12 protein-coding genes are annotated in these 17404 nt (G+C 37.5%); 11 read left to right on the forward strand and 1 reads right to left on the reverse strand.

Annotated elements, in window-relative coordinates; genetic code table 11:
- The first annotated feature begins 530 nt into the window (after positions 1 to 530).
- The 7 genes from J3U59_RS11840 (at position 531) to J3U59_RS11870 (ending at position 12391) form a co-directional block, all read left to right on the forward strand.
- Positions 531 to 2093: a TerC family protein gene (locus J3U59_RS11840; protein ID WP_416379618.1), complete on the forward strand. Its 1563-nt coding sequence runs from the start codon at positions 531 to 533 to the stop codon at positions 2091 to 2093.
- A 537-nt stretch (positions 2094 to 2630) separates the two neighbouring features.
- The gene (ybaL, locus tag J3U59_RS11845; protein ID WP_416379617.1) at positions 2631 to 4430 is read left to right on the forward strand and encodes a YbaL family putative K(+) efflux transporter; all 1800 of its coding nucleotides are present in this window, start codon (positions 2631 to 2633) and stop codon (positions 4428 to 4430) included.
- A gap of 178 nt (positions 4431 to 4608) precedes the next feature.
- Complete coding sequence (locus J3U59_RS11850; protein ID WP_267334526.1) at positions 4609 to 5919, forward strand: NCS2 family permease; 1311 nt, start codon at positions 4609 to 4611, stop codon at positions 5917 to 5919.
- 317 nt (positions 5920 to 6236) lie between these two features.
- Positions 6237 to 7556, forward strand: coding sequence for a xylose isomerase (gene xylA, locus J3U59_RS11855; protein WP_267334524.1), 1320 nt, complete (start codon positions 6237 to 6239; stop codon positions 7554 to 7556).
- A 70-nt stretch (positions 7557 to 7626) separates the two neighbouring features.
- Positions 7627 to 9084 (forward strand): xylulokinase, encoded by a 1458-nt coding sequence (gene xylB, locus J3U59_RS11860; protein ID WP_267334522.1) that lies wholly within the window; start codon positions 7627 to 7629, stop codon positions 9082 to 9084.
- Positions 9085 to 9490: 406 nt separating this feature from the next.
- Entirely contained in the window at positions 9491 to 11137 is a 1647-nt protein-coding gene (locus J3U59_RS11865; RefSeq protein WP_267334520.1) for a family 43 glycosylhydrolase, read from the forward strand.
- A gap of 15 nt (positions 11138 to 11152) precedes the next feature.
- Complete coding sequence (locus J3U59_RS11870; protein WP_416379620.1) at positions 11153 to 12391, forward strand: MFS transporter; 1239 nt, start codon at positions 11153 to 11155, stop codon at positions 12389 to 12391.
- Positions 12392 to 12478: 87 nt separating this feature from the next.
- On the opposite strand, the gene J3U59_RS11875 is transcribed toward J3U59_RS11870, so the two are convergent.
- Positions 12479 to 13663, reverse strand: coding sequence for a XylR family transcriptional regulator (locus tag J3U59_RS11875; RefSeq protein ID WP_267346542.1), 1185 nt, complete (start codon positions 13661 to 13663; stop codon positions 12479 to 12481).
- 432 nt (positions 13664 to 14095) lie between these two features.
- On the opposite strand from J3U59_RS11875, the gene rpsL reads away from it, so the two are divergent.
- From rpsL to J3U59_RS11895, 4 genes are all read left to right on the forward strand, one after another.
- Entirely contained in the window at positions 14096 to 14470 is a 375-nt protein-coding gene (gene rpsL / locus J3U59_RS11880) for a 30S ribosomal protein S12 (RefSeq protein WP_034883792.1), read from the forward strand.
- Between the two features lie 99 nt (positions 14471 to 14569).
- The gene (gene rpsG, locus J3U59_RS11885; RefSeq protein WP_065633265.1) at positions 14570 to 15040 is read left to right on the forward strand and encodes a 30S ribosomal protein S7; all 471 of its coding nucleotides are present in this window, start codon (positions 14570 to 14572) and stop codon (positions 15038 to 15040) included.
- Positions 15041 to 15148: 108 nt separating this feature from the next.
- Positions 15149 to 17251 (forward strand): elongation factor G, encoded by a 2103-nt coding sequence (fusA, locus tag J3U59_RS11890; RefSeq protein WP_065633264.1) that lies wholly within the window; start codon positions 15149 to 15151, stop codon positions 17249 to 17251.
- Between the two features lie 68 nt (positions 17252 to 17319).
- A partial coding sequence (locus J3U59_RS11895) for a GTP-binding protein (RefSeq protein ID WP_010312103.1) occupies positions 17320 to 17404 on the forward strand: 85 nt, incomplete at its 3' end.

The raw sequence follows: 17404 nt of genomic DNA on the forward strand, positions 1-17404 counted from the left end.
TGTTCCTGACAAAACAGCGCCTTGCCAAACATCCCTGTTTGGCATGCTAACCGCGCTCAGTTGTCGGCACGTTGTAATTACGCGGATATGAGCTTTAATAAGCGTCTTAGCTTATTGATGCAGAATTTTCAAGATTTAGAGTTCTATACTAAAACCCCGATTTTCCTTAGATTTTTTTGTTTGGTTTGGGTTTCGGAAGTTAGTCGTTTTGCTGATTTTTCTTTTTTAGTGAACACGTCCGAGTTAGGGGATTTTTTGCGAAATCCCCTAACACTCCCCTCTTTACTCAGACCCCATTATCGTTATAAAAAAATCACTGAACCAAAAACCTCACCCTACCCCAAAATCACCCAATCTCGTTCAAAACTTCAAAGAAACACCTACATTAAAGTAAAAAACCGCCCCACTCTTAATCACAAAACCACTAAATTTTGACAAAAATTATAAATATTTTATTGATTATTTAGTCAATTACAGACAGAATTACTAGGCAGCATGTGCTGTATTTATTAGAGGTAATCACCTGACATATGGAATGGATCATGGATCCTACAATCTGGATTGGTTTATCTACTCTGGTTGTACTTGAAATCGTCCTTGGTATTGATAACATTGTTTTCATTGCCATTCTTGCCGAGAAACTTCCTCCCCAACAACGAGATAAAGCACGCGTCACGGGACTTGCTTTTGCATTAATTACACGCATTATTTTACTAATGTTTGCCGGCTGGTTAGTCACCCTTACAACGCCATTATTTTCAATCTCAGGAATAAGTTTTAATGCACGCCAATTAATTATGTTAATTGGAGGGATATTTTTACTATTTAAAGCCACCATGGAGCTCAATGAACGACTTGAAGGTGCTTCACAGGAAGATGGCAAACCGAAAAAAACATCTCATTTTTGGACCGTTGTTGCACAAATTGTCGTACTTGATGCGGTATTTTCGCTCGATTCGGTGATTACTGCTGTTGGGATGGTAGAACATATTCCAGTCATGATAATTGCAGTATGTATAGCAATTGGAATCATGATGGTCGCCAGTAAACCGCTTGCCAATTTTGTTAATTCACATCCAACAATCGTTATCCTCTGTTTAAGTTTTCTATTGATGATTGGGTTTAGTTTAGTTGCTGAAGGGTTTGGTTTTGCAATACCTAAAGGTTACTTATACGCCGCAATTGGCTTCTCGATTATGATTGAATTTTTCAATCAATTAGCGATCTTTAATCGCCGTAAAGCGTTAAACAAAAAACCATTACGTGAACGCACTGCCGAAGCCATATTACATTTACTTAAAGGCGATGCCGAAGAAGATCCAGACACGCATACCGTTGATGTTGTATCTGATGCCAATAAAAAAGTATCAGTATTTAATCATCAAGAACTGAGTATGGTTGAACGAGTACTCGGACTTGCACAGCGTTCGGTAAGCAGTATTATGACCTCGAGATTAAATGTTGATATGATCAACATTAATGAAAATCGTGAAGTTATTTTAAAAGAAATTTTCGATAATCCACATTCTCGATTAGTGGTGACTGATACAGCTTCAATTGATGAACCATTAGGTATTATTCAGGTTAATGATCTTTTAAAAGATGTGCTACAAAACAAAGAGCCGATTGATATTAATGCACTAATAAAACAACCGCTGATTTTTCCAGAAACAGTCTCGTTATTAGTTGCGTTAGAGCAATTTAAAAAAGCTAAAACCCATTTTGCCTTTGTAGTTGATGAATTTGGTTCAATGCAAGGTGTTGTGACTGTCACAGATATTATTGAAACCATCGCGGGGGACTTTCCAACCGAAGAAGAGGAAATCGACGCCAAACATGATATTCAATGCTTAGAGGATAATAGTTGGATAGCCAATGGTTATATTCCTGTTGAAGAATTGATCCGATTTGTCCCAATCCCTATTGATGATAAAAGAGAATATCATACATTAGCGGGACTTTTAATGGAAAAAGCGCAGCATTTGCTTAATGTTGGCGATACCATCCAAATTGGCGATTATCAATTTGAAATTGCCGAGGTAGAAAGTCACCGTATTCTTAAAGTCAAAATTACACTGAACAAACCGGCATAACACAATTAGCATAAAATGAGTTAGCCCACCTAAGTGGGCTAAAACTAAGTTAACTCCTCATGAAAGTGCACTTGTTACCTATCGAACCAATCACAAATGGTTTGGTCCCCTACCAAAGCAAGACTCAATCCCCCTTTTTTAAAGCGATTGAAACGACCAAAGTAGACAGTCACCGTATTCTTAAGGTTAAAATGACACTGAACAAACCGGCATAACACAGTTAGCATAAAATGCATTAGCCCACCTAAGTGGGCTAAAACTAAGTTAACTCTTGATTAAAAAGCGCCGTTTGTTTATCCAATCAAAGCTACATCGTTTAACTGTCCGACTTAAAGCATAAAATAGTTAAATTGCCGATTTTATTTGAGAGCAAGTATTCCTATCAAAGAACAGTAAATAAAGCTTAAACCAAACTATTTACCTGTTACAGTGATTGGTGAATAACTGTATCTATTAATTCAAAAAATCATCATGTTATGTTAACATTAACACACTCCATACTTTCAAACTCACCCTTTACAAAGCTAGGAGGTATACATGCATGACACCGGGCCTTTACTCATTGCCATCATCGGCGGCATTGTACTTGCCACCCTACTTGGATTACTCGCTAATCGTTTACGTATTTCCCCGCTAGTCGGTTATCTTATTGCCGGTATTATTGTTGGCCCCACAACACCTGGATTTGTTGCAGATACATCAATTGTGCAAGAACTAGCAGAAATTGGCATTATTTTATTAATGTTTGGTGTAGGGTTACACTTTTCATTAAAAGATCTTATGCAAGTAAAAAACATTGCTATTCCCGGTGCAATTGTTCAAATTACCGTTGCCACATTACTTGGAATGGGCATGTCTAGCTTGATTGGATGGCCGATTTTAACGGGATTAGTGTTTGGGCTGTGCTTATCTACTGCAAGTACAGTTGTATTACTCAGAGCCCTAGAAGATCGAAATCTGATAGAGAGTCGTCGCGGTAAAATTGCAGTGGGATGGCTAATTGTGGAAGATTTGGTCATGGTGTTAACGTTAGTATTGCTACCGGCGATTGCTACCATGTTTAGTGATAGCGATAACTATAATACAATCGATATTGTCAAAGAAGTCGCCAAAACTATAGGTCTTGTAATTCTTTTTATCGCTATCATGATTGTAATTGGTCGACGAACAATTCCTTGGCTATTAGCCAAAAGTGCCGCAACAGGTTCTGAAGAGCTGTTCACACTAACCGTACTTGCTATTGCTTTAGGTATTGCTTTAGCAGCAGTACAACTGTTTGGCGCTTCATTTGCATTGGGCGCTTTTTTTGCCGGAATGGTATTAACTGAATCAGATCTCAGCCATCGGGCCGCTAAAAATATCTTGCCATTAAAAGATGCCTTTGCCGTACTATTTTTTGTTTCAGTTGGAATGTTATTCAAACCCCAAATATTACTGATTCATCCTATTGCCGTATTGTCGGTTATTGTAATAATCATTTTAGGCAAATCACTTGCTGCATATTTGATAGTCAGATTATTTGGTTATTCTAAACGCACCGCTTTAACTATTTCAGCAAGTCTGGCGCAAATTGGTGAGTTTGCTTATATTCTTGCGGCATTAGGTATCACTTTACAGATCTTTCCTGATGAAGCGCATAGCCTAATTTTAGCTGGTTCTATCATATCTATTGTGCTAAATCCCTTCATATTTAATTTGCTCGAATACTACTTATCACGCACTGAAAACATTGTTGATAGAATGATTGATCCCATTATTGAAATTAACCAACAAATACCCGAGGTTAAAAACCATGCTATTTTAATTGGCTATGATAGATTAGGTAGTATGATTGCCGAAAAATTAATTGCCCATCACGTGCCGTTTATTGTGATCGAGCCGTCACTAACTTTAGTTGAAAAAATTCGCCATGATGGATTAATTGCGGTATTTGGTAATGCAATAAAGCCGGGGATCCTCAATTTTGCTCATATCAAATCAGCCAAATGGTTAATTATTACCTCGCCAAATGGCTATAAATCAGCAGAAATATCGCAACAGGCAAAAACGGTGAATCCTGATTTAGAAATTTATGTGCGAGCATTTTACGAAGATGAAATCGAATATATTGAAGAACATGGTGCAACCAAAGTTGTTACCGGTGAAGAAGAGATTGCAAATCACCTTTTACAGTTTCTTAATATTGATAAAGAACATGAAACAAATAATCACTATCAAGTTAGTCAAACCATGTCGATTGATATGGAAACTTCAAATACTAACAATAATTTAAAAGTTAAAATAGATATTCCGGTAAATGCTAATCTTGCTGCAGGAAATGGTAGTCCGATAGAATAACACTTGACCTAAATAAATAACTGGCAATAATAACGCAGTAAAAACTCTGTTTATTGTAAGATGTGGAGCGAATACTTCGCATCTTTTCTATTTTTGGCTTACAAAAATTTTAGATAAACACAGCAAAAACACACTAAATGCACATTGACTATTATCAATCAAAATTAGGCCTTAACTTATGAATTCAATATTCGAAAAAGTATTTCAATTGAGAGAGAAAAAAACCACCATTGGCACCGAAATCATTGCTGGTTGTACCACCTTTCTTACTATGGTTTATATCATCTTTGTTAACCCGTCTATCTTATCTGCAACCGGCATGGATACTTCTGCGGTATTTGTTCTCACCTGTGTGGTGACAGCTGTTGCCACTATTTTAATGGGTTTATTTGCCAATTTACCAATCGCATTAGCCCCCGCGATGGGACTTAACGTTTTTTTTGCTTATGGGATTTGCGGCGCAATGGGCTATTCCTGGCAAATTGGCATGGGCGCGATATTTTGGGGTTCTTTAGTCTTTTTTGCTTTATCACTGTTTAAAGTACGTCATTGGTTAATTGAGCATATTCCACAATGTTTACGAGTAGGAATTAGCGCAGGTATTGGACTATTTATTGCCTTTATGGGCTTCCAAAATATGGGCATAGTCGTGAGTTCACCGGCAACACTCTTAACCATGGGCAATATCTTATCACTCAAAGTCTTATTAGGCTCTCTTGGTTTTTTTATTATTATTATTTTAGCAGCGCGCAATTTCCATGCAGCGGTTTTAATTTCAATATTTGTAGTCACCCTACTGGCGTTATGGCTTGATCCTAATATTACGTATCAAGGTGTAGCGGCAGTGCCACCGAGCGTCGCACCAGTTGTTGGTCATGTCGATCTTGCTGGCTCATTCAACATTGGTATTATGGGTGTGATTTTTTCAGTGATGATTGTTAGCTTATTTGATTCATCAGGCACAATTTTAGCCTTAACCGACAAAGCAGGCATTTCGGACGAAAAAGGACGCTTTCCTAAAATGCGTCAAGCACTATTAATCGATAGCTTTAGCTCATCTCTAGGCGGATTATTTGGTACATCATCTGTATTAACTTATATTGAAAGTTCTGCGGGTATTTCGGTTGGTGGACGGACTGGCTTAACAGCTGTTGTGGTTGGAATCTTATTCTTACTGATGACCTTTTTATCACCGCTTGCACATTTAGTACCAAGTTATGCCACATCTGGCGCACTCATATTTGTCGGTATTTTAATGGTTTCAAGTTTAGTCAAAGTTAACTGGTCTGATTTAACCGATGCAACGCCTGCATTTATTACCGCTTTGATGATGCCTTTTGCCTTTGCAATTACTGAAGGTGTTGCGCTTGGTTTTATCTCCTATGTGGTATTAAAAACCTGTACAGGTAAATTTAAAGAACTCAATCTTTGTGTAATTATTTTTGCATTATTGTTCGCATTAAAATTTATCTTTATTGATCATCACTAATTTAAACAGCTATTGCTACGATTAACACCGTAGTAATAGCTTAGTTACTTACCAACCAGCTAATCTTCAAAAATCCGCATTATTCAGTCAAAAAAATCATTCATTACCAAACATGTCACTAGACGTGCTTATAGAGTTTGATCTGCATCACAAAAATAAAAAAACATAAAATAATTACAAAATTTAATAATTGTCGTTAGTTTCAAATTTAATGCATATTGATTACAACGTATTAACACAACTGTGCTTAACACTAAATTAAAACAAGCAAAGATAACTTTCTCATTAACTTATTAGGCATCATTTAGAGGAATATTATGAATCAATATTACGACAAAATAGATAGAATCAACTATGAAGGAACACAATCAGATAATCCTTTTGCATTTCGACATTATGATCCAAACCAGATAATTTTAGGTAAAACAATGGCTGAACATTTACGTTTTTCAATCTGCTATTGGCATACATTTTGTTGGGCAGGTACCGATATGTTTGGTTCTGGTTCGTTTGATTATCCTTGGCAAAAAAGTAGTGATCCTTTAATCAATGCTAAAGCAAAAGCCGAGATTGCTTTTGAGTTTTTCTACAAAATGAATGTTCCTTTTTATGCTTTTCATGACGTGGATGTTTCACCTGAGGGGAGTTCAATTCAAGAATACATCAATAATTTATCCACGATGACTGACATTTTGCTAGAAAAACAACAACAAACGGGCGTTAACCTACTTTGGGGTACAGCAAATTGTTTCACTAATCCGAAATATGCAGCGGGTGCAGCAACTAATCCTGATCCAGAAGTTTTTGCTTGTGCTGCAACGCAAGTTGTCCATGCGATGAATGCCACACATAAACTTGGTGGACAAAATTATGTGCTATGGGGAGGTCGTGAAGGCTATGAAACACTTTTAAATACCGATCTGCGTAAAGAAAGACAACAACTGGGTAAATTTATGCAATTGGTTGTTGAAAACAAACATAAAATTGGCTTCAAAGGTGCGTTACTAATCGAACCTAAACCTCAAGAGCCCACCAAACATCAGTATGATTATGATGTTGCCACTATTTATGGCTTCTTAAAACAATTTGGACTAGAAAACGAGATAAAAGTTAACATCGAAGCTAATCATGCCACTCTTGCTGGTCACTCTTTTCAACATGAAGTTGCCTCAGCTATCTCTCTTGATATTTTTGGTTCGCTTGATGCCAATCGAGGCGATCCGCAATTAGGTTGGGATACCGATCAATTTCCAAATAGTGTCGAAGAAAATACTCTTGTCATGTATGAAATCCTAAAAAGCGGTGGCTTTAAAACAGGTGGGCTAAATTTTGACGCCAAAATTCGTCGTCAAAGCGTTGATAAGTACGATGTCTTTTATGGTCATATTGGTGCCATTGATACTATGGCGTTATCATTAAAAAATGCGGCAAAAATGCTCGAAAGCCAAATATTAAACCAATGTGTTACCAATCGTTATGCCGGTTGGGATAAACAACTGGGTAACGATATATTACAGGGAAAAATGTCATTACAACAAATTGCAGAGTATAGTCTAAAACATAAATTACAACCAAAAACACGTAGTGGTGAGCAAGAAAAACTTGAAAACTTAGTCAATAAGTTCATTTTTGGCTAATCGTTAGGCAACATAAGTTTATTAGGGCTACAAACCCGTAGCCTTAATAAACATTGTAGTGGAGAAATATATGTATATTGGTATTGATTTAGGTACTTCCGGTATAAAAGTCATTCTTATGGATGAACAGCAAAACATTATCGCATCGACAACACAACCTCTTAGCGTGTCTCGCCCTTTTCCGCTTTGGTCAGAACAAGATCCAAATCAATGGTGGCAAGCGACTAATATAGCAATGCATGAGCTTGGTTCACTGCATGATTTACAACACGTTAAAGCGATTGGTTTAAGTGGGCAAATGCATGGCGCAGTATTATTAGATAAACAATTGCAAATTTTAAGACCAGCCATCTTATGGAATGATGGCCGCTGCGATGCCGAGTGTCATCAATTAGAACAGCAAGTCCCGAATTCAAGAAAAATTACCGGTAATTTAATGATGGCTGGCTTTACTGCGCCTAAAATCAAATGGGTTAAAAATCATGAGCCAGACATTTTTGCCAAAATCGATAAAGTACTCCTGCCTAAAGATTATTTACGTCTTAACATTACCGGACAATTGGCATCAGACATGTCAGATTCAGCCGGTACCATGTGGTTAGATGTTGAAAAACGTGATTGGAATGATGATCTATTAGCCGCTTGCGGACTAAGCAGGCATCATATGCCGACGCTATTTGAAGGTAATCAAATCACCGGTTATGTCAACGATAAAGTTGCAAAAAGCTGGGGAATAAATACCATTCCGGTGGTTGCTGGTGGCGGTGATAATGCAGCTGGCGCAATTGGTGTTGGGCTCTATCAATCAGGGCAAGCGATGTTATCACTTGGCACCTCGGGCGTCTACTTTGCTGTCACAGATCATTTTGTTAGTCAACCAGAACAGGCCATTCACAGTTTTTGTCATGCATTACCAGATCGTTGGCATCTTATGTCCGTAATGTTAAGCTGTGCATCTTGCCTTGATTGGGGCTGCCAATTATTATCAATCAAAGATGTACCTACGCTAATTTCATTAATTCAAACCGATCAAACTGATGCTAAACCTCCCGTCCAATTTTTACCTTATTTATCTGGCGAAAGAACGCCACATAATAATCCTGAAGCGAAAGGCGTATTTTTTGGCTTAACTAATCAGCACAACAAAGTAGACTTAGCTAAAGCCATATTGTTAGGTGTCAGTTACGCACTGGCTGACGGTATCGATGTCGTTGCGAAAACCGGCATTTCGCCCGATAAAATAATGGTAATTGGTGGCGGGGCAAAAAGTGCCTACTGGCGACAATTAATCTGTGATATTTCTGGTTATCCTATTGAATATTGTGAAGGCGGTGAAGTCGGCCCAGCATTAGGGGCAGCTAAACTAGCCCAAATTGCTTGCCATCCAGATACCCCTATAAACGAATTATTACCTTCACCAAAAGTAATTCAACTGCATCAACCGAATCGTGACAATTATCAGTTATATCAACAACAACGCGCTATTTTTAGACAGATTTATCAGCAACTAAAACCACTCATGTGTTAATGATTCATCAAAGGGGAAGGAATCACGTTATCTTCCCCCTTTATTTTCACTATCGAAAACCAATCATATCAATACCTAAGTAAATCGCTCTTCCCAATAAAAAGGCGTTAACATAACATTATTGTGTCAATAAACTACTGCCAACTTGGTTGGCGATTGTTACACACCACCTGTGCTAAACAAATCTTTTTTAGAATTAAAAATCTTAATTTACCTGCCAATTTTTTTATATTTTTCAGATTGTGACAAATATCTCATAAACCAAATTTCATAAATTTAAAACCAAATTTGATAATAACAAAATAAACAGAGATAAATTATATTGAAAAGCACGTTTTAATTTATCTGTTATGCAACTTATATTTTTCATTTAGTATCAATAATTTAACGATAAGAGAAAAATAACATGCTAAAAATAAATAATCCCGTTATACCCGGTATGTCACCCGACCCATCGATTATTCGTGTCGATGATATTTATTACCTTGTAACCTCGACTTTTCATTGGCTACCAGCGATACAAATTTTTAAATCAACTGATTTAGCCAATTGGCAACTTATTGACTATGTGTTTAAACAAGGAGAAATTAATTTATCAGGAACACATACACCAGCAGGAATATGGGCCCCACATTTATCGTACGATGGCATCACCAAAAAATATTGGCTTATTTACTCTCACATGATCAATATGGCCGGACGAGAATTTAATGCCGATACCTATGTAACGTGTGCCGATAATATTCAGGGTCCTTGGTCTGCACCTATCTACATCACCTCAATAGGTTTTGATCCTGCACTGTTTCATGATGAGGATGGTAAACATTATTTAACCATTTTAGAATGGGAAACACGTCAAGGTTATCAAGCACCGGGTCATATCGTAATAGCCGAAATCGATTTAGACCATAAAAAATTAGTAAGCCCTTGGGTTCGCCTTACACAAGGTTTCACCACACGAGGCTGCGCCGAAGCACCACAACTTTATAAAAAACAGGATTATTATTATCTGTTAATCGCAGCTGGAGGGACCGGTTATGCACATGGCATTGAAATTGGGCGTAGTAAAACTATTTTTGGCCCTTACCAACCTCATCCATCATTAGAACCCATTGTGACATCTTCGCCTAATCATCTATTTTCATTGGGCGATCCTGATGCGGGTCATTTTGAAATGTATAATCCTAACTCAATCATGCAAAAAGCTGGACATGGTTCACTAGTTGAGACACAAAATGGCGATTGGTACATTGCTCATCTGATGTCCAGACCGATAAAAAACACATTACTAAATCCACTTGGACGCGAAACTTCAATCCAAAAAATGCAGTGGACTGACGACGGTTGGTTAGTCATGGCTGATGGTTCTAATTTAGCTAAAATGGATTTCGACTCTGAACTACCACTTGGTAAGCCACTCAATCACGATGTGATTGATGAGTTTGATGGATCATATTCATTACGTTTTATGACACCTTATAGAAATCAAACCACTAATTGGGTCAATAGCTATGAACGCACAAGTCATCTCAGAATATATGGGCAAAATTCGCTATTTTCTCAAGTTAATCCGGCTATCATGGCAACAAGGACCACATCGTTTAATTATCACGTTCAAACCAAAGTCGAATTCCAGCCCGAGCATTATTCACAAACGGCAGGCGTTGGGCTTTACTATGATGCCAATAATTGGATTTACTTTCACTTAACCTATAGCGAACAACTAAAAACTACCGTTCTTAGCCTTCTACAAGCAAAGTTAGGCGTTCGAATCGAGTTCACCAATCACCGTGTTGCTATACCTCATGGTGTTGTTGAACTCAAAATAGTCTATCAACAAGGTATTATTGAACTATTTTACAAACGCGATAACGCTTGGCTATCTTTCATGAGTAATTTGGATGTCCTTTACTTATCTGATGAAGGCGTTAATGGCGAGCCGGGTGAAATAGGTGGATTTACTGGCTTATTTAATTTTATTGCCTCTGTCGATAGCTATCAGCATCAATCTTATGCTGACTTTGACTATTACTATGTAATAAATAATGATTGAGATTTAAGGCGATATATTATGAAAATAACGATTCCATTAACTCGACTTATCCCTGGGCTAATCATTGGTCCTGCATCGTGGTTAGGTCCATATATTGCTGCATCAAGTCTCTTTTTACCGGCATTAATTCAACAAATTGATGAAGCCAACAAGATCCATCTATTAGCCCTATTTTCTGCCTGCGGTATGGTGATTGCGGCAATATCCAATATGCTTGCAGGCTATTTATCAGATCGAACACGCTCAAAATTTGGTAATCGCTCACCTTGGATAATTTGTGGTGGCATCGCTTTCATGCTTGCTATGATATTAGCGTCAACGGCTGATAGCATACCTTTTTTACTGGGCTGTTGGTTATTTGGTCAAATCGCATTGAATTTTATTGTTGCGCCCATGGTGGCTTGGATAGATTTTGCCGCTGACGATAGAAAAGGCACCGCATCGAGTGCCTATGGTGGGCTGGGAATGGCACTTGGTAATAATGGCTTTACCATTATTGCTGCAATGTTTTTAGGTAATTTCCGGTCTGGCTTTGTTATCTTTGGTGTGCTGGCATTTATTGGTATATTAATTGCTGTCATCATAGTGCGAGAGCCAGCTAATCTAAATCAAGCAACCACCCATCGTGCAATCAGAAAGCAAAATAGTTTTAGTGGTGCGTTAACAATTTTCCCTAAGTGGTCAATTGGACGAGACTACTACTTAGCGCTAATTGGTAAACTCTTTCAAGGTGTCAGTAATTTTACTATTGCAGGTTACTTATTATATATCATGACCGATTTTATCCACCATGATGCGCAAGCAACCCAAAATTCAATTCAGCTAATTAATTTGATTATGCTTATATTAGGCATTTTAATGGGGTTCATTGCAGGACCAATCTCCGATAAATTAAAAATTCTAAAACTACCTGTTGGACTATCCACCATCTTTTTAGGTATTGGTGCAATAAGCTTATTTATTTATCCAAACCTAAATGGTGTCCTTATTTATGCCTTCACTGCTGGTATTGGTATGGGGATCTGGAATTCACTCGACAATTTATTAAATTTAAAAGTGATTCCCGATAAAAATCGCATAGCATTCTTTTTAGGTATTTACAATCTAGGCAATACTATTACCCAAGCACTAGCGCCAATTATTGCTGCTTTTGTTATTTCAGTATTTGGCTTTTCTGCAATTTTTATCGTTTCATTGATATTTGCAACAATGGGGGGTATAGCTATATTATCGATTGGTTCAGTTAAAAAATAGTCTATTCACACCAGAAAAATTTTGTCAGTAACAAGCAATTTTTTTCTGGTGATAAAGTGATACAACCTAATTTTTATTAACGCGATATCATGATGAAGTTTTATTGACAGCATACTTATTTCTATAATCTTTAGGTGTCATTCCATAAAGCTTTTTGAATAAAAAATAAAAGTATTGTACAGAGGGGTAACCACACTGCTCAGAAATCATTTGAATCGACAGTGAAGATTCAATTAATAGGTATTTGGCTCGATTAAACTTTTCTTCATGAATGACACAATGAATTGTTTTACCTAATGACGCTTTAAAACGAAGTTCTAAGTTTGATCGAGATATTTGCATTTCAGAAATAACTTGCTCAACTTTAATTCCTTTACAAGCATAATCGCGGATATAGTGCATAGCTTGAATTACATATGGATCTTGTATTGATCGGTAATCAGTTGAGCGCCGAGCAATAATTTTTTTAGGTGCTATAAGGAGTGGTTCTGTTGAAATTTTGCCTTTTGCGAACTGTTTATTTAATAAACTTGCCGCATTAAATCCCATCTCTTCAGTCCCTTGCTTGACAGTCGATAACGACACCATCGACAAATTATTGATCACTTCTTCATTATCAATCCCAATCAAACATAACTGTTCAGGTATTTTTATTCCCACCCTATCACAAGCTTGCAAAATATGATGCGCCCTGGCGTCATTGACTGCAATAATGCCTGTATTAATCGGTAAAGTGAGTAACCATTTAGACAGTTTATCTAGGCTTTCTTGCCAATTATCCAGCGAGGTGGTCATACCTTGATATATAACCCCTTGGTAGCCTTTTTGCGCTAAGATCTGCTCAAATATTTTTTCTCTTACTGCTGCCCAGCGGCAATATCGCGTTGTTGGTATACTATAAAAAGCAAATTGATAGATGCCTTTTTCGCATAGATGATTAAACGCACTTTCGATAATGGCATAATTATCAGCTGCCACATAAGGTACGTTTGGATAGCTTACGTGATCATGGTAAGAGCTGCCAACACCAATAATAGGAATGGTTTCTTTAGCCAGCAAATCTTCAATATCCGGATCATCAAAATTGGCAATAATCCCATCACAATCAAAATGAAAAGCGGCTTTTGCATCATAACGCAGGGTTTCTGAAATATAAATATTCCAATGAATATTATGTAATTTCAAATAATCGCCTATGCCCTTTAATATTTGGCGGTCATAAATATTGTTTGCATTAAAGAGTAAAACAACTTTGTAAGATTCGCTTTTCATCGATGTTATTTGATACAGGGTAAATTCAAGATCCAGTATAATATTACCATTTTTTAATGCAAAAATTTGATTAATATAATTTTAATCTTTATCGATAAAACTATGTTAATAATTACACATAAAATACAAGTGTACCTAAACTCAAACTATCAATTACAACTAACTGTATAATAAAGACTATTTTAGTAGCTAAAAATCTTACTAAGATAAAAATAATTCGCCTACCGATGATACTCAACTATACCTAACTGATATTGATATTAAATATGTGTTAAACCCGACAAACAACTTGTGGTAATACTTGACATTATGCCTGTTGGGGTCTAGAATCTTGCGACCCAAAACTTATATACATAGGTTTTGGTCTACAGTTATTAATTACGTATCTAAAATGCAATTTTAAATTTATTTTAATTAATCAGGAGCTTATTAATGGCAACAATTAATCAGCTGGTACGCAAACCAAGAGCCCTAAAGGAAGCGAAAAGTAACGTTCCTGCCCTTGAAGCATGCCCGCAAAAACGCGGTGTTTGTACACGTGTTTACACAACTACACCGAAAAAACCTAACTCAGCATTACGTAAAGTATGCCGTGTACGTTTAACCAACGGTTTTGAAGTGACTTCTTATATCGGTGGTGAAGGTCATAACTTACAAGAACATAGCGTGATTTTAATCCGCGGTGGTCGTGTTAAAGATTTACCTGGTGTTCGTTATCATACTGTTCGCGGTGCATTAGACTGCGCAGGTGTTAAAGATCGCAAACAAAGCCGTTCTAAATACGGTGTAAAACGACCTAAAGCTTAATGGTACTCCGTTAAGTAAGGCCAAACTATAAAATTCCATTTAACTCATTTGAGTTTTGGGTAAACCTGAAAATTTATAACATATAAACGGAGTATTCCAATGCCACGTCGTCATGTTGTCGGTCAAAGAAAAATTTTACCTGATCCGAAATTCGGTTCAGATTTACTGGCAAAATTTGTCAATATTTTAATGGTAGATGGTAAAAAATCTATCGCAGAATCAATCGTATATTCAGCTCTTGATAAATTAGCTGAGCGTAGTGGAAAAGACCACTTAGCAGCTTTCGAAGTTGCACTAGATAACGTAAGACCAACTGTAGAAGTTAAGTCTCGTCGCGTTGGTGGTTCTACATACCAAGTTCCTGTTGAAGTGCGTCCTGTTCGTCGAAATGCACTTGCAATGCGTTGGATTGTAGATGCTGCACGTAAACGTGGCGATAAATCAATGGCTTTACGCCTAGCGAATGAACTTATGGATGCTTTTGAAAACAAAGGTACCGCTGTGAAAAAACGTGAAGATGTTCATCGTATGGCTGAGGCTAATAGAGCGTTTGCACACTATCGTTGGTAATCAACCACTTATATTAAGTGGCTTGAAAATAGACTGACAGCACATATCTACTGTCAGTCCACCTAAATGATATTTTATTAAGCAAACGATTCTAAATAGAGGATTAATATGGCTCGTACAACCCCTATAGCACGCTACCGCAATATCGGTATCAGTGCACACATTGACGCAGGTAAAACGACAACAACTGAACGTATTTTGTTTTACACTGGTGTAAGTCATAAAATTGGTGAAGTTCATGATGGCGCAGCTACCATGGACTGGATGGAACAAGAACAAGAACGTGGTATTACTATCACGTCAGCGGCGACCACTGCATTCTGGTCTGGTATGGGACAACAATTTGAACCACACCGTATCAATATCATCGACACCCCGGGACACGTTGACTTCACAATCGAAGTTGAACGTTCTATGCGTGTACTTGATGGTGCAGTTATGGTTTACTGTGCGGTTGGTGGTGTTCAACCTCAATCAGAAACAGTATGGCGCCAAGCAAACAAATATAAAGTTCCACGTATCGCATTTGTAAACAAAATGGACCGTATGGGTGCTAACTTTTTACGTGTTGTAGAACAAATCAAAACACGTTTAGCAGCAGTACCTGTTCCATTAGTATTACCAATCGGTGCTGAAGAAGGATTTACTGGTGTAGTTGATTTACTTAAACGTAAAGCAATTAACTGGAACGATGCTGATCAAGGCGTAACATTTACTTATGAAGATGTGCCTGCTGACATGGTTGAGCAAGTCGAAGAATGGCGTGCTAACTTAATGGAAGCTGCAGCTGAAGCAAACGAAGAGTTAATGGAAAAATACCTTGGTGGTGAAGAGTTAACTGAAGAAGAAGTGAAAAAAGCATTACGTGAACGCGTACTTGCTAATGAAATCATCTTAGTAACTTGTGGTAGTGCCTTTAAAAATAAAGGTGTTCAATTCATGCTTGATGCAGTTGTTGAATATTTACCAGCACCGACTGATGTTCCAGCGATTAAAGGTGAATTACCAGATGGTGAACCAGCAGAACGTCATTCAAGTGATGATGAACCATTCTCATCATTAGCATTTAAAATTGCAACTGACCCATTTGTTGGTAACTTAACATTCTTCCGTGTTTACTCTGGTGTGGTTAACTCTGGTGATACTGTTCTTAACTCTGTTAAAGATAAAAAAGAACGCTTTGGTCGTATCGTTCAGATGCACGCTAACAAACGTGAAGAAATCAAAGAAGTTCGCGCTGGTGACATCGCTGCGGCAATCGGTCTTAAAGATGTAACAACAGGTGATACACTATGTGCTGAAAGCGCACCTATCATTCTTGAAAGAATGGAGTTCCCTGAACCCGTTATTTCTGTTGCAGTAGAACCAAAAACTAAAGCTGACCAAGAAAAAATGGGTCTTGCTTTAGGTCGACTAGCACAAGAAGATCCTTCATTCCGTGTACACACTGATGAAGAATCAGGTCAAACCATTATTTCTGGTATGGGTGAACTACACTTAGAAATCATCGTTGACCGTATGAAACGTGAATTTAAAGTGGAAGCAAATGTTGGTAAACCACAAGTTGCTTACCGTGAAACAATTCGCAATGAAGTTGAACAAGAAGGTAAATTTGTTCGTCAGTCTGGTGGTCGTGGTCAATATGGTCATGTATGGTTAAAAATCAAACCATTGGAAGCGGGTGGCGAAGGCTACAAATTCAACAACGAAATTGTTGGTGGTGTGGTTCCTAAAGAATACATCCCAGCAGTTGATAAAGGCTGTCAAGAACAAATGAAAAACGGTGTTCTTGCTGGTTACCCAATTGTTGATGTTGAAGTCACTATCTTTGATGGTTCTTACCATGATGTCGACTCATCAGAAATGGCATTTAAAATTGCCGGTTCAATGGCATTTAAAGAAGGCTTCATGAAAGCTAAACCTGTGCTTTTAGAACCGATTATGAAAGTAGAAGTTGAAACCCCTGAAGATTATATGGGTGACGTTATCGGTGACTTAAACCGTCGTCGTGGTATGATCGAAGGTATGGAAGATACTGCAACTGGTAAAACAGTTAAAGCACAAGTTCCACTTTCAGAAATGTTTGGTTATGCAACAGACCTTCGTTCACAAACACAAGGTCGTGCTTCTTACTCAATGGAGTTCTTGAAGTACAATGAAGCACCAACAAATATTGCAACCGCAATTATTGAAGCTCGTAAAGCGAAATAATTATTTATATAAATAAAGTAACACTTCCCTATTGAATTAGGGAAGTGGTTAAATAAAGGAACATTAAGATGTCTAAAGAAAAATTTGAACGTACAAAACCCCACGTTAACGTTGGTACAATCGGCCACGTTGACCATGGTAAAACAACTTTAA

Source organism: Gilliamella sp. B3783 (genome assembly GCF_026536125.1).
Classification (GTDB): domain Bacteria; phylum Pseudomonadota; class Gammaproteobacteria; order Enterobacterales; family Orbaceae; genus Gilliamella.